Below are 14,379 nucleotides of genomic sequence, written 5' to 3'. Positions count from 1 at the left end.
TCAGGGAGACCTCGGAAATCGCGGCCCGCCCCCGCCGACCGACCGGCCGAACCCCGCGTCAGACTCCGGCCGACCCGCCCCGCGCTCCGAGGACCGCTCCCCCAGTGTCAGCCGGGCCAGCTCCCTGCTCGGGACGGCGATCCCGTCGTCGGCCAGCCACATCACCAACAGCCCTAGCGGCGCACCGTGTTCGGCCATCAGCACAGCCAGGGCGCGTGCCGCGTCATCGCCGGGCGGACGGTGCAGCACGGTGCGCACATAGCGCTGTCGCACCTTGCCCACCGCCCGGCCGAACCGCACCCGTTCGGCATGCAGCCGCCGACGCAACAGTGGCGCGTCACAGAACGGGAATCCCGCGACACCGCCGAACAGTTCGGCCGCCCGGCACACCACGTCGTCGAGAAAGTCCAGGGGTACCTGTCCCGCGAAGAGCCGGGTCAACTGGTCGGTGACGAGCCGCCGTACGACGTGGCCGGCACCTCGGGGACCTGGCACGACCCCCAGCCCGAGGAGCAGCGCCAGCGATCGCGCGGCATGCGCGGCCGCGTCGGCCGCGTCGGCACCGAGTCGGCCGGCGACCCACTCCCGCAGCTCCGCCATGTCCGGGAAACCGGTCGTAGCGCCGCCCGCCCTCACGGCCGCCGCGACACTCTCGACCCTGACCAGCAGGCCGAGACGGTCTTGGTGACGGCGCGTCAGATCGAGGTCGGCCAGGGGCAGCAGTCGGCCACAGAGGCAGCTCGGAGAGCAGTCGGGGGAGCAGTCCGCGCCGAGGTCGCAGAGCAGCCGGACAAGGACCGGTCCGCCGCCGTCGGAGCCGTCACTCTCACGGACGACCACCGGAACACCGCACGCCGCAAGGGACTTGGCGATTCCCGTCGCCCGGTCGGACCCGGCCTCGTCACCCTCGACAACACCGACGATGCCGGCCGCGTCGACTCCGGCCGCGCGGAGCATCCCGAGGACGTCGCCGAAAATCCGCTGGTCTCCGCATTCGCGCGAGAAGGCCACGGCCGTGACGCACTCGACGGAGCCGGGAGTCCGCGGCCCGAAGGGATTGATGCCGTGCGGATGGACGCACCACTGGGACATCACGGCGGGCGAAGCCCTGGCGAGCCCTCCTCCCCGAGGCCAGTTCCACCATCGGTGCGGGTGCGCGAGCGCGGTCGCCTCGTCCGCCACGGCGACCGGCCCCGCGGGCACCCGCGCATATCCGTGATCCGCGAGGTAATCGGCGACGAACGTATCCGAGCATCCTGCAATCGACACCATGACAACAATAATGACAGGTGTCATGACAGTAGTCATGGCCGGAGCCACCCCGCGATCGAAGTCGGTCCTCACGGCCAGAATCAGTCGGCGGATAGGTCGGCATCACGTAGCAAAATACCCCAAAACCAACCCTTGACTCGACCCTTGACAGGCCGAGTCAAGTTTCACATGATTAGGTCGCTCGCCGACAAGATCATCAAAAAGGGGAACCCAAATGCTTCGCAAGCGCATCGTTGTCGCTGCTATCGCCATTGCCTTCACCGCTCTCGGCTTCGCGTCAACGAGCGGCGTCGCCACCGCCGGCGCGCCCACCGCCGCCGCGCAGACAGAGGCCGCCCTGATCGGCTTCCCGCCCTGCTGCTGAGCTTGCTCACGCACAAAAAAGTTCTTGCCGGGCAGATGCTGCACGCCTGCCCGGCAAGAACACCGCGATGAGGGGAACCCGTCCCCCGCGCCCCGTGTGAAGGGGCGGCCCTACACCGAACGCCGCCCCTTCAGGAGCGGCCCTCTGGCCCGGTCCGAGGACTGGTAGCCCAGACACCGCATCCCTTCGCGGTACGCCTTGACCGCGCGCTCGGCCTCGCCCTGGGCGTCGAGGAACTCCGCCAGCTCGGTCCAGACCCGGGCCGCCTGCCGGCCGGCGCCCGAAGCCTCCAGGCTCAGCGCCGCCCGCTCGTACGCCTGCCGCGCTCGCACCGAGTCGCCCTGCGCACTGCGGGCCGCCCCCAGGATCAGCGTCGCCCGTGCCGCCTCCAGGCGATGCCCGTCCCCCAGCCCCCGCAGCGCCTCCAGCGCACAGCTCTCGGCCTCCTCCGGCTCGGCGAGCAGCAGCGCCACCCGCGCGAGTTCGGTCTGGCAGTACGCCATGTCCACATCGCCGCCGATGCGCCGGAAGGACTCCACGGCTTCGGTGAGCAGTCCGCGCGCTTCGGCCGGCTGCGGCGGGTCGGCCTGCAGCAACACCGCGGCGTGGGCCGTACGGAGCCGGGCGACCGCCCGCTCGTTGTCGCTCTCGGCGTACAGCGCCTGGGCTCGCTGCACCAGGCGCAGTGCGTCCGAGGTGCGGCCGGCCTCGTACGCGACCATGCTCGCGTTCCAGTAGGCGGCGCCCAGCGCCTTGCGGTTGTCCAGTGCCGAAGCGCGCTCGACCGCCATCTCCGCGAGGTAGCTCGCCCGGTGGATGTCGCCGCGTTCGCAGTACAGGCCGACGATCGTGGAGATCAGCTCGATGCCCTCGGGGCTGGGGACCAGAGCCAACTGCTCGAGCGCTGCGAGCGCCTGCTCGCCGACATCGATCGCGCGCCCGAGGTCACCGAGTTCGCGGTAACAGCGGCAGACCGCGATGAGCACCGCGGTCCTGTCCACCCGCTCCGCCCCCGCCCCTTCGGGCCAGGTACGCAGACGCTCGTACAGGCGAACCGCCTCTTCCAGCTTGCCGGATCGCTCCAGCCCCTGGGCCAATCCCCACGTGGCACCGACGGTCAGACCGGCGTGGCCGGAGGGCGTGACCCTGTCCAGGAGCGCCGAGAAGCGCTCGACGGCATGCTTGGCATCACCGTTGGCCAACGCCAGCTCGGCGTACCGCAGCTCCAGCTCCAGCTCGTCGTCCTGCTGACGGCCGAGGTAGGACAGCAGCTCGGACTCGGGACACTTGAGCTTCGCCGCGAGCTTCGAGACGACCTCGGGTGACGGAATCCGCTTTCCGGCTTCGACCAGGGAGACATAACTGGGCGAGATGCCGTCACCGGCCAACTGTGCCTGGGACAGGCCCTGCTGGCGCCGGAGCGCACGGATTCTCCCTCCGAGGGACTGATGGTCCGCCATCACTACCTCTATCCATATCGATGGAATCTATTTTAGCATTACACCAAACGAGACGGGCAGGTCAACAAGATTTGTCACTAAAGTGACCGATTGATCGCGAGATCTTCACTGGCCCGTAATAGGCAGCGCAACTGGAGTTACTTTACCTCCCGTGAACCGGGAATCACGCTCGGTAGAACCTTTATTGACCATCGGTCAGGAAACCCGCGCTGTGCCGTTCCATTCGTCCACCACGGCCGGAATGTCCTTGAGCGACGCCACGACCGCATCCGGCTCGCCACCGCGAGCGCCCAGTTCCTCGGCCGGAATGGCGCTGTGCGGCACCAGGATCGTACGCATCCCCGCCTCCCTGGCCCCGTGCACGTCCTCGAAGAGCCGGTCGCCGACGAACACGCAATCGGCCGGCGAGTCCGCGCCGAGCCGCTCGACTACGGCCGCGAAGATCTCCGGATGCGGCTTGGTCCAGGCGACCTCGCTGGAGTAGACGGCCGCGTCGAGAAGACCCAGCACCCCGTCCCGGTCGAAGATCTCCTCGTGCCAGTCGGCCGGCCACAGAGTGTTGGAGAGCACCCCGATCCCGTAACCGCGCTCACGCAGCCCCACCAGCATCTCCGCGCCGTCCGGGTCGAGCAGCGTGTGCGCCTCCCACGCCTGCCGGTAGGCGGCGAGGGCCTGCCGCCCGGCCACCACCCCGGCCAGTTCGAAGACCTCCCCGAGAGTGGCCGAGCACTGGGTGTCGCGACAGCGGGCCATCAGCTCCCGTTCCGCGGCGAACAACCGGTCCGCGACACCCTCCACCTCGTCCGCGGCGACCCCGTCGAGGGCTTCGGCGGCCGCCCGCCAGATGCCCGGCAGATCCACCGTGTGCCAAGGGGTGAGCGTGCCCGCCCAGTCGAACACCACATATTTGACGGTCACGCCGACTTCTCCTTCTGGTCTTCCTGCTGGTCTTTCACACTGTTCCGGCCGCTCCGGATCCGGCTGTCCCGCGGGTCCGCCCTCTCCCGCACCCCCAGCTGCAACAGCACGAGCCCTCCGACGCATCCCGCGAGCAGGCAGGGTCCGACGGCCCACCAGCCGTCGGCCGTCGTCACCGCCAGCCCCACCAGCGGCGGCGCAGCGAGCGCCCCGATGCTGCCGAACTGGGCGACCAGGCCGTTGGCGGCGCCCAGATCCGAACCGGCCCGTACGGTCAGGGGAATCGCGGCGAACACACACGCCACCACCAGCTCGTTGGCGAGCGCGATCACCAGGGCGCTGCCCACCGAGACTCCGAGCCCGCCCGACCCCGCGAAGGCGGCCAGGGCACCGATCGGCATCAACAGAGCGGCCAGGAAGAGGTACTTCACACCGACGCCCCTGACCAGCAGCCAGCTCGCGAGGAAGCCGCCCGCCACTCCGACCAGGGAGACCGTGCCGGTGAGCGTGCCGGCCGCCCCGGCCGCGAGCCCGAACTCCTCGTGAAGATAGGCAGGGTAGAGGGTCACGACGGTGACGATCGACCCGCTGATCGTGGCGAATCCCGCGCCGAGCGCGGCGGGTCGCGCCAGCCGTGCGATCCGGGCCCCGGGGCGGACGGCCGCCGGGGTCCCGGAGGCCTCCCCGCCGACCGGCTTCCCGGGCATCGACGTGCCCGGTGTACGCGGCAGTCGGCTCGTCGCCACGCCGACCAGCAGCGTCCCGGCCGCGGTGACCGTCAGCCAACTCTGCCAGTCCAGCCGGCTCGAGAGCAGCCCGCCCGCGAACGAGCCGAGGGCGAGCCCCACGGGCATGAAGGTGCCCCAGATCGCCAGCGCGCCGGTCAGTCTGCGGCCGTCGCCGAGGGCGAACAGCAGCACCGGCGCGACGATCACCACGACCACGTATCCGACGCTCTCCACGAGCCGCCCGCCCAGCATGGCGGCGAACGTTTCGGTGCGGGCGCAGAACAGCCCCGCGAGCCCCATCAGGACGAGCCCGGCGACCAGCATCCGGCGCGGGTCGAGGGGCCGGATCAGGTAGCTGACGAACACTCCGAGAACGGCGGCCACGAAAGTCACCAACGAGGCGATCAGGGCTACTTGAGCGAGCGAAAGATGAAGATCCGCCCGGAGCGCGACGGATACCGGTGATATCTTTCCCATACTGGTGGCGGCGGTGACGCCCGCCAGATAAATCAGAGCGAACTTCCACCAGAACGCGCGTGCCTCGCGCCTTTCGAAGCTCACTTCCCCGCGTTCATCCCCGCGTCCTGGCCGGTGCCCTTCCGGGACCGGATCGATTTCTCCGTCGCCGAACGCGACGTCGTTCTCCGCTGCCATGAAGCCCTACCCCATCCTGAAACTGTCGGAGGTCTGTCCTGTGAGCATGCTTTTCGGCCGCGACGTCGGCGACACCGATCGGGCCGCGTGCGACGTGGTGGTGCTCGGGTCGCTCGTCATGGACCGCAAGTACTTCGCGGCGGGGACCTTCGCCGCGGCGCTCCCGGTCTGGGGCGTGCAGCGCCAGCACGGTGGCGTCGGCCGCAACGTCGCGGTCAACACCGCCCGGCTCGGGGGCCGTACGGCATTCGCGGGCCTGTCCGGGTTCGGGCGTGACGCCGTCGATCTGGAGGCCGAACTGAGCGGGCTCGGCGTGCACCTCGAAGTCCTGCGCACGGAAGCCGGCATAGGGCGCTTCGACGTGCTGCTCGATGAGCGGGGCCGCCAGATCACGTCGACGATCGAGCTCCCGGATCCTGCGTCCGCCAAGGGCCTGTGCGGGCCCGCCCTGGCCGCCGTCATCAGCCGGGCGAAGGCGGTGGTGGCCGAGGGGGGCCTCGACGAGGACGTGCTCGCCTGGGTGTCGCGAGAGGCCCGGCGGCACGCGATACCGATGTGCTGCATGCCCACCCGCCAGGCCGACTTCGGGCCACGCGGCCATCTGCTCGGGCTGTACGACGTGCTCGTGCTCAACCTGAAGGAGGCCGCGGCCCTCACCGGTCGGCCGGGAGACGCCGCCGAGCAGGCGGAGCGGCTCCTCGTCCGGGGGCCGCGGGTGGTCGTGGTGACCTCCGGGGCGGACGGCGCCGCGGTGGCCTCGGCGGAGCGGCCGGCGGCCGTGACGGTGCCGGCCGAGGAGGGCCCCTGCGCGGACGACACCGGGGCCGGCGACGCGCTCGCCTCCGCGTTCCTGCTCGCGCTCGTGGACGGCGCGAGCCCCCGGGCCGCGTTGACCCGAGGGCTGCGGGCGGCCCGGCAGACCATCGGCTGCCGGGAGAGCACCTGCCAGGCGCTCACGGCGCGATGAAGCGGGTGGTGGAGGCCACCTGGTGCGCGTGCATCGTGATGCCGTCCGCCGCGAGCGCCCGCTCGACGGTCTCGTCGTCATAGGCGGCGAGTCCGGCGTCGGTGAGGATCCGCAGGTCCGTCGAGTGCATGGGAATGTCCTCGACACGGGCCTGGCGGATCTCCCCCACGTTGTCGCCCTCGAAGCCGTCGGGCATCTCGTAGGCGCCGTCCGCGAGGAACGCGAACATCAGCAGGTGGTAGCCGCCCTGCTCCCACTTGCCGGTGAACTCGTAGACGGCGAAGAGCGAACAGGACCGTACGGCGATCCCGGTCTCTTCGCGAGCCTCCCGCAGGGCGGCTGCCGCGGCGGCCTCGCCGGGCTCGATCCCGCCGCCCGGCAGCAGCCAGTTGTGGGCGTACGGGCCCTTGAGCTGGCGGATGAACGTCACCGTCCCGCCGGGGCCGGGGATGACCATCAGGGCGGCGGGCAGTGCGCGTGCGAATCGGTCCATGGGTGTGCGGTCCTCGTTCAGTACTCGGTCGGCCAGCCGTCCGGCGGGAGCACCAGGGCCAGCCCGATGCGTTCGCCCTCGACCTTGCCCTTGCGGTAGTACGGCCCGGTCTGCGTGGTGAAGCCGTACGTGGCCAGGGCCTGGCCGGGGTTGGCGAGGTCCGGGCCGGCGATGATCACCTTGGAGCGTACGTCGAACTCCATCGCCTCTCGCACGAGTTCCTGGCTCGGCGCGTCCGTCTCGATGTACGCGACGAACTCGCCCCGCGCCTTGATCGAATAGCGTACGGACCTGATCGCGTACCCGAGGCCGCGCAGGTGGGCGTACATCAGGTACTCGTTCTGGAAGCTCATCAGGGTGAGTCCCGACTCGCCGCCCGCCACGATCGTCGGCCAGGGCGCGCCGGGCGTGGCCTCGACCGAGGTCACCGTGAGCACGTTGCTGCGCCGGGCCTCGGCGTAGTAGCCCTTGAACTCGCCGAAGGGGCCCTCGACTTCGTCCCGGGCCTCCACGTACCCGGAGACGACGTGGGTGGCGTCGTCCGGAACCGGCGGGGTGCCGCCGACGCCGAGCGGGCGTCCGAGGAGCCGGGAGGCGATCGCGTAGTCGTCTCCCTCGGCCGGCAGCCGGGAGGCGGCGACCACGGTGATCGCAGGATCGGCGCCCAGGAAGATCGAGACGGGCATCGGGCGGCCCGTCTCGTGCCAGGCGAGCATGTTGCGGTGGCCGTCGGTGCGCGGGTCCAGGAAGATGCGCGCCTCGCCGGGGCCGACCACCTGGATCCGGTAGAAGCCCATGTTGACGCCGCTGCCGTCCGGCCTCGAAGTCACCCCGACACCCGCCGTGATGTACGGTCCCGCGTCGCCCGGACGATGCTGGAGGATCGGCAAGTCGTCGAGCAGGCCGGGAAGTTGCTGCCGGAGGACCGGTCCCGCGCCGACGGGCGACGGAGCGGGGGCGGGCGACGCGAGCCGCCGCGCCATCTCGTCCAGGTGCTTCTCCTCCGTCGTGGCCAACGCCGCCAGCAGCACGGCCCGCGGATAGGGGTGGCACAGCACGCTGGTGCCCGGGAGCTCGGCGATGTCGGTGAACACCACGGTGGGCCGGGCACCGTGCGCCTTCTCGATGTCGGCGAGGGTGCGGGCCACCTCCACGCGGCCGCTCAGCCGACGGTCGTAGGTGTAGAGGTCGACCGCGTCGTAGCAGGCGGGCAGGCCGAGCCCGGCGGCGGAAGCCGCCGGGCTCAGCCCGCTGCCCTCGAAACCAGGCCTGGACGCGTTCATGTGCGCACCCTCAACTCACTCGGGAAGGGGCGGCACTTGTCGAGGGACTCACGCGTCGTCTCCCAGGGGAAGACGATCCAGTCGTCGATGACGGCCGGGCAGAAGTCCGGGACATAGGCGCTGAGATGGTTGCGCACCACCGCGGCGAACCGCACGTCGTCCGCCGCGATCCCCTGCTCGGCAAGGAACGCCAGCACCACGTCGGCGGTCGCCCCCGTGCCCACGATGTCGTCGACCACCAGGATCTTGTCACCCGGCTTCAGCGCCAGGCCCGCGGAGGCCTCGATGACGGGCTGCTGCTTGGCCGCGTACCGGCTGTCGTCGGCGGTCCTGCGCACCCGCACGGTGTGCATGACCGGCACGTCCAGCGCACAGGTCAGATACCCGGCGGCGGTGAGCCCGCCGCGGGCCACCGCGAGGACGGCGTCCGGCGCGAAGTCCTCGGCACGCACCGCGTCGGCGAGGTCGTCGGTGAGCTGCCCGAAGCTCGCCCAGTCCAGCAGATAGGCACCCTGCCGGGACCACATCCCGGGCTGCTCGCCGGCCACACCCGGCTGTTCCGCGACCCGTGTCGGGCTCATCCTCGTACCGCCTTCGCGACGTGGTCCGTGTCGATCTGCACCGAGCGCTCGCGGGCGTGCGGCACGTTCTCCGCCCGTCCCGCGCTGGTCACCCGGATGAACTCGGCCTGCGCGCGGAAGGTGTCCAGGTCACGCGCCCCGGAGTAGCTCATCGCCGACTGCACGCCGCCGGTGAGTGCTCGCAGGGTGCGGGCGAGCGGTCCGGAAGCCGGGAAGGTCGCCTCGACGCCCTCGGGGACGTAGTCGTCGACCTCCTCCTGGGTGACCTTGCCGCCGGCGGCCTTGCGCAGGGTCAGTTCCATGCCGAGCGACACGAATCCGTTGCTGACGCGGTAGTGGCGGCCGTCGCGCTCCACCGGGGTGGCCTCGCTCTCGTCGGCGCCCGCGAGCGCCGAGCCGAGCATCACCGCGTGGGCGCCCGCGGCGAGGGACTTGGCGATGTCGCCGGACTGGCGGATTCCGCCGTCGGCGATGATCGTCACGCCCGCCGTCTCGGCGGCGGCCGCGCAGTCCAGGACGGCCGTGAGCTGGGGCACTCCAGTGCCCGCCACGAGCCGGGTGGTGCAGACGCCACCGGGGCCGATGCCGACCTTCACCGCCTGGGCGCCCGCCGCCGCCAGGTCGCGTACGCCCTCCGGTGTGGCCACGTTGCCGGCGATCAGCGCGGTCTGCGGCCAGGAGGCGCGCAACTCCTCGACCACGGAGATGACTTGATCGCTGTGGCCGTGGGCGACATCGACGAGGAGGACGTCCACTCCGTGCGCGACGAGTTCGGCGGCGCGCTCCCGCCAGTCGCCCGTGACACCGACGGCGCCGCCGACGAGCAGGCGCCCGTCCGCGGCGAGCGTGGCCTTCTCGGACTGTTCGGCGGACAGCTCCACGAACTTGACCGCGTCGAGCTGCTTGATCTGCTGCTCGACGGTCTGCATCCGGTGCAGGATGCCGAGGCCGCCCTGGAGTGCCATCGCGGCGGCCATCCGGTCGCCGGTGCACCACTGGGTGTTGGCTGAGATGATCGGCACCCGCAGCCGCACACCCGGCACCAGCTCGGAGCTGGTGTCCGCCTGTCGGCGGCTGGTCAGCGAGGTGCGCCGGGGCACGAACAGGACGTCGTCGAAGCTCAGTCCGGTACGGGCCGGTTCGGTGATCCGCATGAGTGTCTCCTTCCCCGTCAGCCGCGGCCGGCGACGGTCAGCGCGAGCAGTTCGGCCCGCATCGGAGCCTCCGCGAGCGCGCCGCGCCATACGGCGGTCGTCATGGTGGCGGGGGTGCGAATACCGCGCATGGCCATGCACAGGTGCTCGCCGCGGCCGATCACGGCCACGTCGGGCGAGCCGGTGAGCTTCTCGATGTCGTCGGCGATCTGCTGGGACAGCTGCTCCTGCGACTGCAGCTTGTGGGCGTGCTGGTGAGCGATGCGGGCGAACTTGCTCAGGCCCAGCATCTTGCCCTGCGGCAGATAGCCGATGGTGATCTCGCACGAGAACGGCAGCAGGTGGTGCTCGCAGAGCGACCAGACGCTGATGCCGGAGACAGCGACCAGACTGCCGCTCGCGGTGGTCTCGAACACCGTGTCGACGGAACCCGGGTCGTACTGGGTGAACTCGCGCCACCAGCGCGCATAGCGGGCCGGTGTGTCCTGAAGACCCTCACGGTCGGGGTCCTCGCCTATCTCCACGAGCAGCCGGCGGGCGATGGCCTCCAGCGGGTCCCGGCCCGCGGGGTCGCCCGGCAGGGCCAGGTCGTCGGTCAGTACTTCGATGCTGCTGGTCATCAGATACCCCGCTTGCTTCCCCACACGTTCACGTGCAGCCGTCCCGACAGATTCCATTTGCGCGCGATCACGTCGTCAGCCAACGTGCGCATACCGTGCTCGATCTCTTCGGGGGACTGCCCCCGGGGCATGATCCAGACGTTCTTGAGGTTGAGCTCGCCGACGAGTGCGTCGACCTCGTCGAGGTCGGATCCGTCGGCGCAGACGAACTTGAAGGCCGCGGTGGGCAGTTCGCCGAACCTGCGCAGCACCTCGGGCACGATGCGCCGTTCCTCGGCGACGCCCGAGTGCGCCAGTTTCGGGGACACGTTGAACCGGACTCCGGTCTCCACCAGCGTGTCCGTGGGCATCACGGTGCCGTTGGTCTCGAACTCCACGGCCACACCCTGGCGACCCAGCGCCCGGACCACGGGCAGTACCCGGTCCTGCTGGCTGAGCGGTTCACCGCCGGAGATCACGATCAGTTCGACGCCGAACCCGAGCAGCCGCTCGGTCACCTCGTCGACACTCAGCGCGTGCAGCTCGTCGGCCGCACGGTAGGCGATGCCGGTGTCCGACTCGCCCTTCCAGTCCCAGGTGTACGGCGTGTCGCACCAGCGACACGTCAGATTGCATCCCCCCAGCCGCAGGAACGCGCACAGCCTTCCGGTGGAAGGCCCTTCGCCCTGTACGGCGCTAGGTGGGTCCGAATATCTCGTTGACCACGAGCTTCGGAACCGCCATTTACACCACCCCCTACTGCCCAACCGGGCTTTGTCGCCTATGAGTTGCTGTTGCTCAGACGGTCTCTCGGGCACCCGGCCGGTACGTCGCCCAGGTCTTCGGCGTCTCCGAGACCCGTACGGCGGTCAGCTCGGGGAAGTCCGCGGACCAGGTGCGATGGATCCACATCGCGATGTGTTCGGCCGACGGGTTCTCGTCGCCCAGCACGTCGTTGAGGTGCCGGTGGTCGATCGTGTCGTCGATCCACTTCTTGAAGACGGCCAGCTCGCCGTAGTCCCGGACGAAGCCGGGCTTGGTCAACTGCTCCGGAGCCGCGGAGAGTTCGAGCACCACGATGTAGTTGTGGCCGTGCAGCCGGCCGCACGGGTGGCCCGGCGGGAGGTGGGCCAGCTGGTGGCTGGCCGAGAAGTGGAACTCCTTGGTGATGGACAACACGGCGCGGTCTCTCTTTCTCGGAAAGCGGCTTTGTCACGGAGGTTCGTCACGGAGGTTCGTCACGCGGACAGCTCGTGGACGGGTCCGGACGCACAGGTGGCGTGGTCGGTCACATGACGTCGAGGGCAGCGTCCGCCCGGCTACGGCGCTCGAAGAAGCGCAGCAGCCCGAGGGCCAGGAGCCCGTAACCGAGTGCGACGAGCAGCTCCCGTCCGAGGCTCGACCACACCTCGGCGAGCGGGGCGCCGGCGAACAGGGCGCGCAGCGCCTCGATGGAGTGGGACAGCGGCAGGAGGCTGCCCGCTGTGCTCATCCAGCCGGGCATGGCATCCCGCGGCAGGTTGGCGCCACTGAACAGGATCAACAGGGTGAAGGCAGCGTTCGAGATGACGAACACATCACGGATACGGACCGCGAGCGCGCCCAGCATGAGGCCGAACAGCGCACAGGACGTGGCCGCGGCCACGAACACCTGGACCAGGCCGAACAGCACGCGCGGCGGCAGGTCGAGCCCGAGGGCGAGTGAGCCCACCAGCATCATGAACGCCATCACCGCACAGCCGTTGAGGATGTACGGCAGTACCCGGCCGCCCCAGATCAGTCCCCGGGAACGGGGGCTGAGCAGCACCGCTCCCAGAGTCCCGTAGCGGCGCTCGTTGGCGACCGCCATGATCGCTCCGTACACGCAGGGCACGCTCGTGGCGAGCACCGCGTTGCCGAGCAGGTAGAACCGGTCGTCGGCGACGCCCAGGCTGCGCCCGACGTGGACGAAGAAGAAGATCTGGAACAGCGGGCTGACCAGCAGCGTGCCGATGAACATCGGCGGTGTGGTCCAGTTGAACAGGGCACGGTAGGAGATGCCGCCGCCGCGGAATGTCAGGCGCAGGGCGCGGGTCACAGAATTCATCACTTGTCTCCGATCCGGGCGCTCAGGTGAGGGCGAGGGTGCCGGCGCCGCGTGCGCGGCGCTCCACCCAGACGAGGGCGACCAGGGCCAGGACCACGTAGAGCACGCCGAGCCCGAGAGCGACGGCCGACGGCCACAGGACGGGGCCGCCGGACGTGGCCGCCTGGACCGCGCGGGCGCCCCAACTGGTGGGCAGTGCCCAGGTGATGGGGTGTGTCCAGGCGGGCAGGGTCGCGGTGGAGACGAGCATCCCGGACAGCATCCAGACCGGCGAGTCCAAGGCGTTGGCGAGGGCGTTGGCATTGCGGAGCAGCACGAACGTGGCCGCCATCAGCAGGCCCATCATGCCGAGCGCCACCACACAGACCAGCAGCGCGGGCACGAACAGCAGGGGCGCGGCGGGGGTGAAGGGCACACCGAACAGCATTACGCCCCACAGGATGGTGGCGACCATCGAGTAGACGCCGACCAGGGCGGTCGCGAAGGTGATGGGGATCAGGACCAGGGAGAGCCGGGTCGGCGCCGACACCAGTGTCTCCAGCGTTCCCATCCAGCGCTGCTCCTGGATGGCGCCGCCGGAGCCGAAGAGCACGGCGGACCAGACACCCATCAGGCCGGCACCGACCGACGCCTGCAGCAGCCGGTCCGGGCTGTCCCCGGCGCGGAAGAGGTAGACGGCCAGCGTGGCGAAGACGAGGGGCGTGAACACCGCCATCACCAACTCCACGCCGGAGCGGGACAGATGCAGGACGTGGGTGCGCAGACCGACGGCCATCAGCCGCCAGAACCGTTGCAGGGAGAGCCCGTTCATCACTGCTCCCCCGTCGCGCCCGAGGCACCGATGATGGAGACATAGGCGTCTTCGAGGGTGGGTTCGCGGCTGGTGACCTTTCCGGTGCGCAGCCCGGCGAGCGCCGCCATCACGGCTCCGTGGTTCCCGGCCGAGGGCTGGGCGTGCACGGTGACGGTGTCGACCGGTCCACGGGTCTCCACGGTGACCTGTTCGACGCCGGGGGTCGCCCGCAGCGTCCGGAGCTGCTCGTCGCCCGCGGCCTCGTGGACCTCCACCTCCAGGACGTCGAGTTTGCGCACCCGGTCCTTGAGTTCGGTGGGGGTGCCCTCCGCACGCAGGGTGCCGGAGGCGATGACCGCGATGCGGTCGCACAGTTGGTCGGCCTCGGCCATGTAGTGGGTGGTCAGCAGGACCGTGGTGCCGGCCGCGACGAGGTCGGCGACCATCTGGCGCAGTTCGCGGGCGGCGACCGGGTCGACGCCGATGGTCGGCTCGTCGAGGAAGAGAACCTCGGGGCGGTGCAGCAGGCCTCGCGCGATGTGCAGCTTCTGCCGCATGCCGCGGGAGTAGCCCTCTACCCGTTCGCCCTCCCGTCCCTTGAGGCCGACGGACTCCAGCAGTTCGTGGATGCGCGGGAGTTGCTCGCGCGCCTCGACTCCGTACAGCTCGGCGAAGTAGCGCAGGTTGTCGAGGGCGGAGAGCCGCTCGTACAGGCCCCGGTCGCCGCCGAAGACGTACCCGATACGACGGCGCACCTCGACCGGATCGGTCGCGACGTCGTGGCCCAGCACCCGCGCGCTGCCCTCGGTGGGCAGCAGCAGGGTGTTGAGCATCTTGATCGTGGTGGTCTTGCCGGCTCCGTTGGGGCCCAGCAGTCCGAAGAGTTCGCCGCGGCCGACGGTGAAGGAGACACCGCGGACGGCTTGGATCGTCTTGCGTTGGGGCCGCAGCCAGCCGGTGCGCGTGTGGTAGGAGCGGCACAGGCCGGCCGCCTCGATGGCCAGGTCGTGGTCGGTCATGGTCGCCT

Annotated in this window: 16 protein-coding genes; 2 read left to right on the top strand and 14 right to left on the bottom strand. The window is 70.3% G+C overall.

What is annotated here, in order from left to right; genetic code table 11:
* Positions 1-1,272: a hypothetical protein gene (locus OG788_RS42040; RefSeq protein WP_406376167.1), complete on the bottom strand. Its 1,272-nt coding sequence runs from the start codon at positions 1,270-1,272 to the stop codon at positions 1-3.
* Between the two features lie 214 nt (positions 1,273-1,486).
* Here OG788_RS42040 and OG788_RS42035 point away from each other — a divergent pair, with 214 nt between their 5' ends.
* Positions 1,487-1,636, top strand: coding sequence for a hypothetical protein (locus tag OG788_RS42035; RefSeq protein ID WP_406376166.1), 150 nt, complete (start codon positions 1,487-1,489; stop codon positions 1,634-1,636).
* 110 nt (positions 1,637-1,746) lie between these two features.
* Here the strand turns inward: OG788_RS42035 and OG788_RS42030 are convergent, their stop codons facing one another.
* The 3 genes from OG788_RS42030 to OG788_RS42020 all read right to left on the bottom strand — a co-directional run bounded on the left by OG788_RS42030 (position 1,747) and on the right by OG788_RS42020 (position 5,396).
* The gene (locus tag OG788_RS42030; RefSeq protein ID WP_351551660.1) at positions 1,747-3,096 is read right to left on the bottom strand and encodes a helix-turn-helix domain-containing protein; all 1,350 of its coding nucleotides are present in this window, start codon (positions 3,094-3,096) and stop codon (positions 1,747-1,749) included.
* A gap of 195 nt (positions 3,097-3,291) precedes the next feature.
* The gene (locus OG788_RS42025) at positions 3,292-4,014 is read right to left on the bottom strand and encodes an HAD family hydrolase (RefSeq protein WP_406376165.1); all 723 of its coding nucleotides are present in this window, start codon (positions 4,012-4,014) and stop codon (positions 3,292-3,294) included.
* Positions 4,011-5,396 (bottom strand): CynX/NimT family MFS transporter, encoded by a 1,386-nt coding sequence (locus OG788_RS42020; protein WP_406376164.1) that lies wholly within the window; start codon positions 5,394-5,396, stop codon positions 4,011-4,013. Before OG788_RS42020 ends, OG788_RS42025 begins: the two co-directional genes overlap by 4 nt.
* A 46-nt stretch (positions 5,397-5,442) precedes the next feature.
* Here OG788_RS42020 and OG788_RS42015 point away from each other — a divergent pair, with 46 nt between their 5' ends.
* On the top strand, positions 5,443-6,363 hold the full coding sequence (locus OG788_RS42015) for a carbohydrate kinase family protein (RefSeq protein ID WP_406376163.1): 921 nt from the start codon (positions 5,443-5,445) through the stop codon (positions 6,361-6,363).
* On the opposite strand, the gene OG788_RS42010 is transcribed toward OG788_RS42015, so the two are convergent.
* From OG788_RS42010 to OG788_RS41965, 10 genes are all read right to left on the bottom strand, one after another.
* Complete coding sequence (locus OG788_RS42010) at positions 6,350-6,856, bottom strand: NUDIX domain-containing protein (protein ID WP_406376162.1); 507 nt, start codon at positions 6,854-6,856, stop codon at positions 6,350-6,352. The two genes, OG788_RS42015 and OG788_RS42010, sit on opposite strands and share 14 nt — an antisense overlap.
* Positions 6,857-6,873: 17 nt before the next feature.
* The gene (locus tag OG788_RS42005) at positions 6,874-8,139 is read right to left on the bottom strand and encodes a UbiD family decarboxylase (protein WP_406376161.1); all 1,266 of its coding nucleotides are present in this window, start codon (positions 8,137-8,139) and stop codon (positions 6,874-6,876) included.
* Entirely contained in the window at positions 8,136-8,720 is a 585-nt protein-coding gene (locus OG788_RS42000) for a phosphoribosyltransferase (protein WP_406376160.1), read from the bottom strand. Before OG788_RS42000 ends, OG788_RS42005 begins: the two co-directional genes overlap by 4 nt.
* Positions 8,717-9,874 (bottom strand): IMP dehydrogenase, encoded by a 1,158-nt coding sequence (locus OG788_RS41995; RefSeq protein WP_406376159.1) that lies wholly within the window; start codon positions 9,872-9,874, stop codon positions 8,717-8,719. The genes OG788_RS42000 and OG788_RS41995 overlap by 4 nt, the downstream gene beginning before the upstream one ends.
* 17 nt (positions 9,875-9,891) lie before the next feature.
* Positions 9,892-10,494, bottom strand: a complete 603-nt coding sequence (gene folE / locus OG788_RS41990) for a GTP cyclohydrolase I (protein ID WP_266764760.1) — start codon at positions 10,492-10,494, stop codon at positions 9,892-9,894.
* Positions 10,494-11,291: a 7-carboxy-7-deazaguanine synthase QueE gene (locus OG788_RS41985; protein WP_406376158.1), complete on the bottom strand. Its 798-nt coding sequence runs from the start codon at positions 11,289-11,291 to the stop codon at positions 10,494-10,496. Before OG788_RS41985 ends, folE begins: the two co-directional genes overlap by 1 nt.
* Positions 11,272-11,652, bottom strand: a complete 381-nt coding sequence (locus OG788_RS41980; RefSeq protein ID WP_356747843.1) for a 6-carboxytetrahydropterin synthase — start codon at positions 11,650-11,652, stop codon at positions 11,272-11,274. Before OG788_RS41980 ends, OG788_RS41985 begins: the two co-directional genes overlap by 20 nt.
* Positions 11,653-11,761: 109 nt before the next feature.
* Entirely contained in the window at positions 11,762-12,559 is a 798-nt protein-coding gene (locus OG788_RS41975) for an ABC transporter permease (protein WP_351551693.1), read from the bottom strand.
* 22 nt (positions 12,560-12,581) lie between these two features.
* Positions 12,582-13,370: an ABC transporter permease gene (locus OG788_RS41970; protein WP_406376157.1), complete on the bottom strand. Its 789-nt coding sequence runs from the start codon at positions 13,368-13,370 to the stop codon at positions 12,582-12,584.
* Positions 13,370-14,371, bottom strand: coding sequence for an ATP-binding cassette domain-containing protein (locus OG788_RS41965; protein WP_406376156.1), 1,002 nt, complete (start codon positions 14,369-14,371; stop codon positions 13,370-13,372). The genes OG788_RS41970 and OG788_RS41965 overlap by 1 nt, the downstream gene beginning before the upstream one ends.
* Positions 14,372-14,379 lie beyond the last annotated feature (8 nt).

Source organism: Streptomyces sp. NBC_00647 (genome assembly GCF_045207245.1).
In the GTDB taxonomy this organism is placed as follows: domain Bacteria; phylum Actinomycetota; class Actinomycetes; order Streptomycetales; family Streptomycetaceae; genus Streptomyces.
This window is presented reverse-complemented; position numbering and strand designations above follow the sequence as displayed.

Coding starts and splice junctions, on each gene's coding strand:
- OG788_RS41975 (WP_351551693.1), bottom strand. CDS start 12,559: ATGAATTCTGTGACCCGCGCCCTGCGCCTGACATTCCGCGGCGGCGGC.
- OG788_RS42010 (WP_406376162.1), bottom strand. CDS start 6,856: ATGGACCGATTCGCACGCGCACTGCCCGCCGCCCTGATGGTCATCCCC.
- OG788_RS41965 (WP_406376156.1), bottom strand. CDS start 14,371: ATGACCGACCACGACCTGGCCATCGAGGCGGCCGGCCTGTGCCGCTCC.
- OG788_RS42015 (WP_406376163.1), top strand. CDS start 5,443: ATGCTTTTCGGCCGCGACGTCGGCGACACCGATCGGGCCGCGTGCGAC.
- OG788_RS42040 (WP_406376167.1), bottom strand. CDS start 1,272: ATGGTGTCGATTGCAGGATGCTCGGATACGTTCGTCGCCGATTACCTC.
- OG788_RS42005 (WP_406376161.1), bottom strand. CDS start 8,139: ATGAACGCGTCCAGGCCTGGTTTCGAGGGCAGCGGGCTGAGCCCGGCG.
- OG788_RS41995 (WP_406376159.1), bottom strand. CDS start 9,874: ATGCGGATCACCGAACCGGCCCGTACCGGACTGAGCTTCGACGACGTC.
- OG788_RS42035 (WP_406376166.1), top strand. CDS start 1,487: ATGCTTCGCAAGCGCATCGTTGTCGCTGCTATCGCCATTGCCTTCACC.
- folE (WP_266764760.1), bottom strand. CDS start 10,494: ATGACCAGCAGCATCGAAGTACTGACCGACGACCTGGCCCTGCCGGGC.
- OG788_RS42030 (WP_351551660.1), bottom strand. CDS start 3,096: ATGGCGGACCATCAGTCCCTCGGAGGGAGAATCCGTGCGCTCCGGCGC.
- OG788_RS41970 (WP_406376157.1), bottom strand. CDS start 13,370: ATGAACGGGCTCTCCCTGCAACGGTTCTGGCGGCTGATGGCCGTCGGT.
- OG788_RS42020 (WP_406376164.1), bottom strand. CDS start 5,396: ATGGCAGCGGAGAACGACGTCGCGTTCGGCGACGGAGAAATCGATCCG.
- OG788_RS42000 (WP_406376160.1), bottom strand. CDS start 8,720: ATGAGCCCGACACGGGTCGCGGAACAGCCGGGTGTGGCCGGCGAGCAG.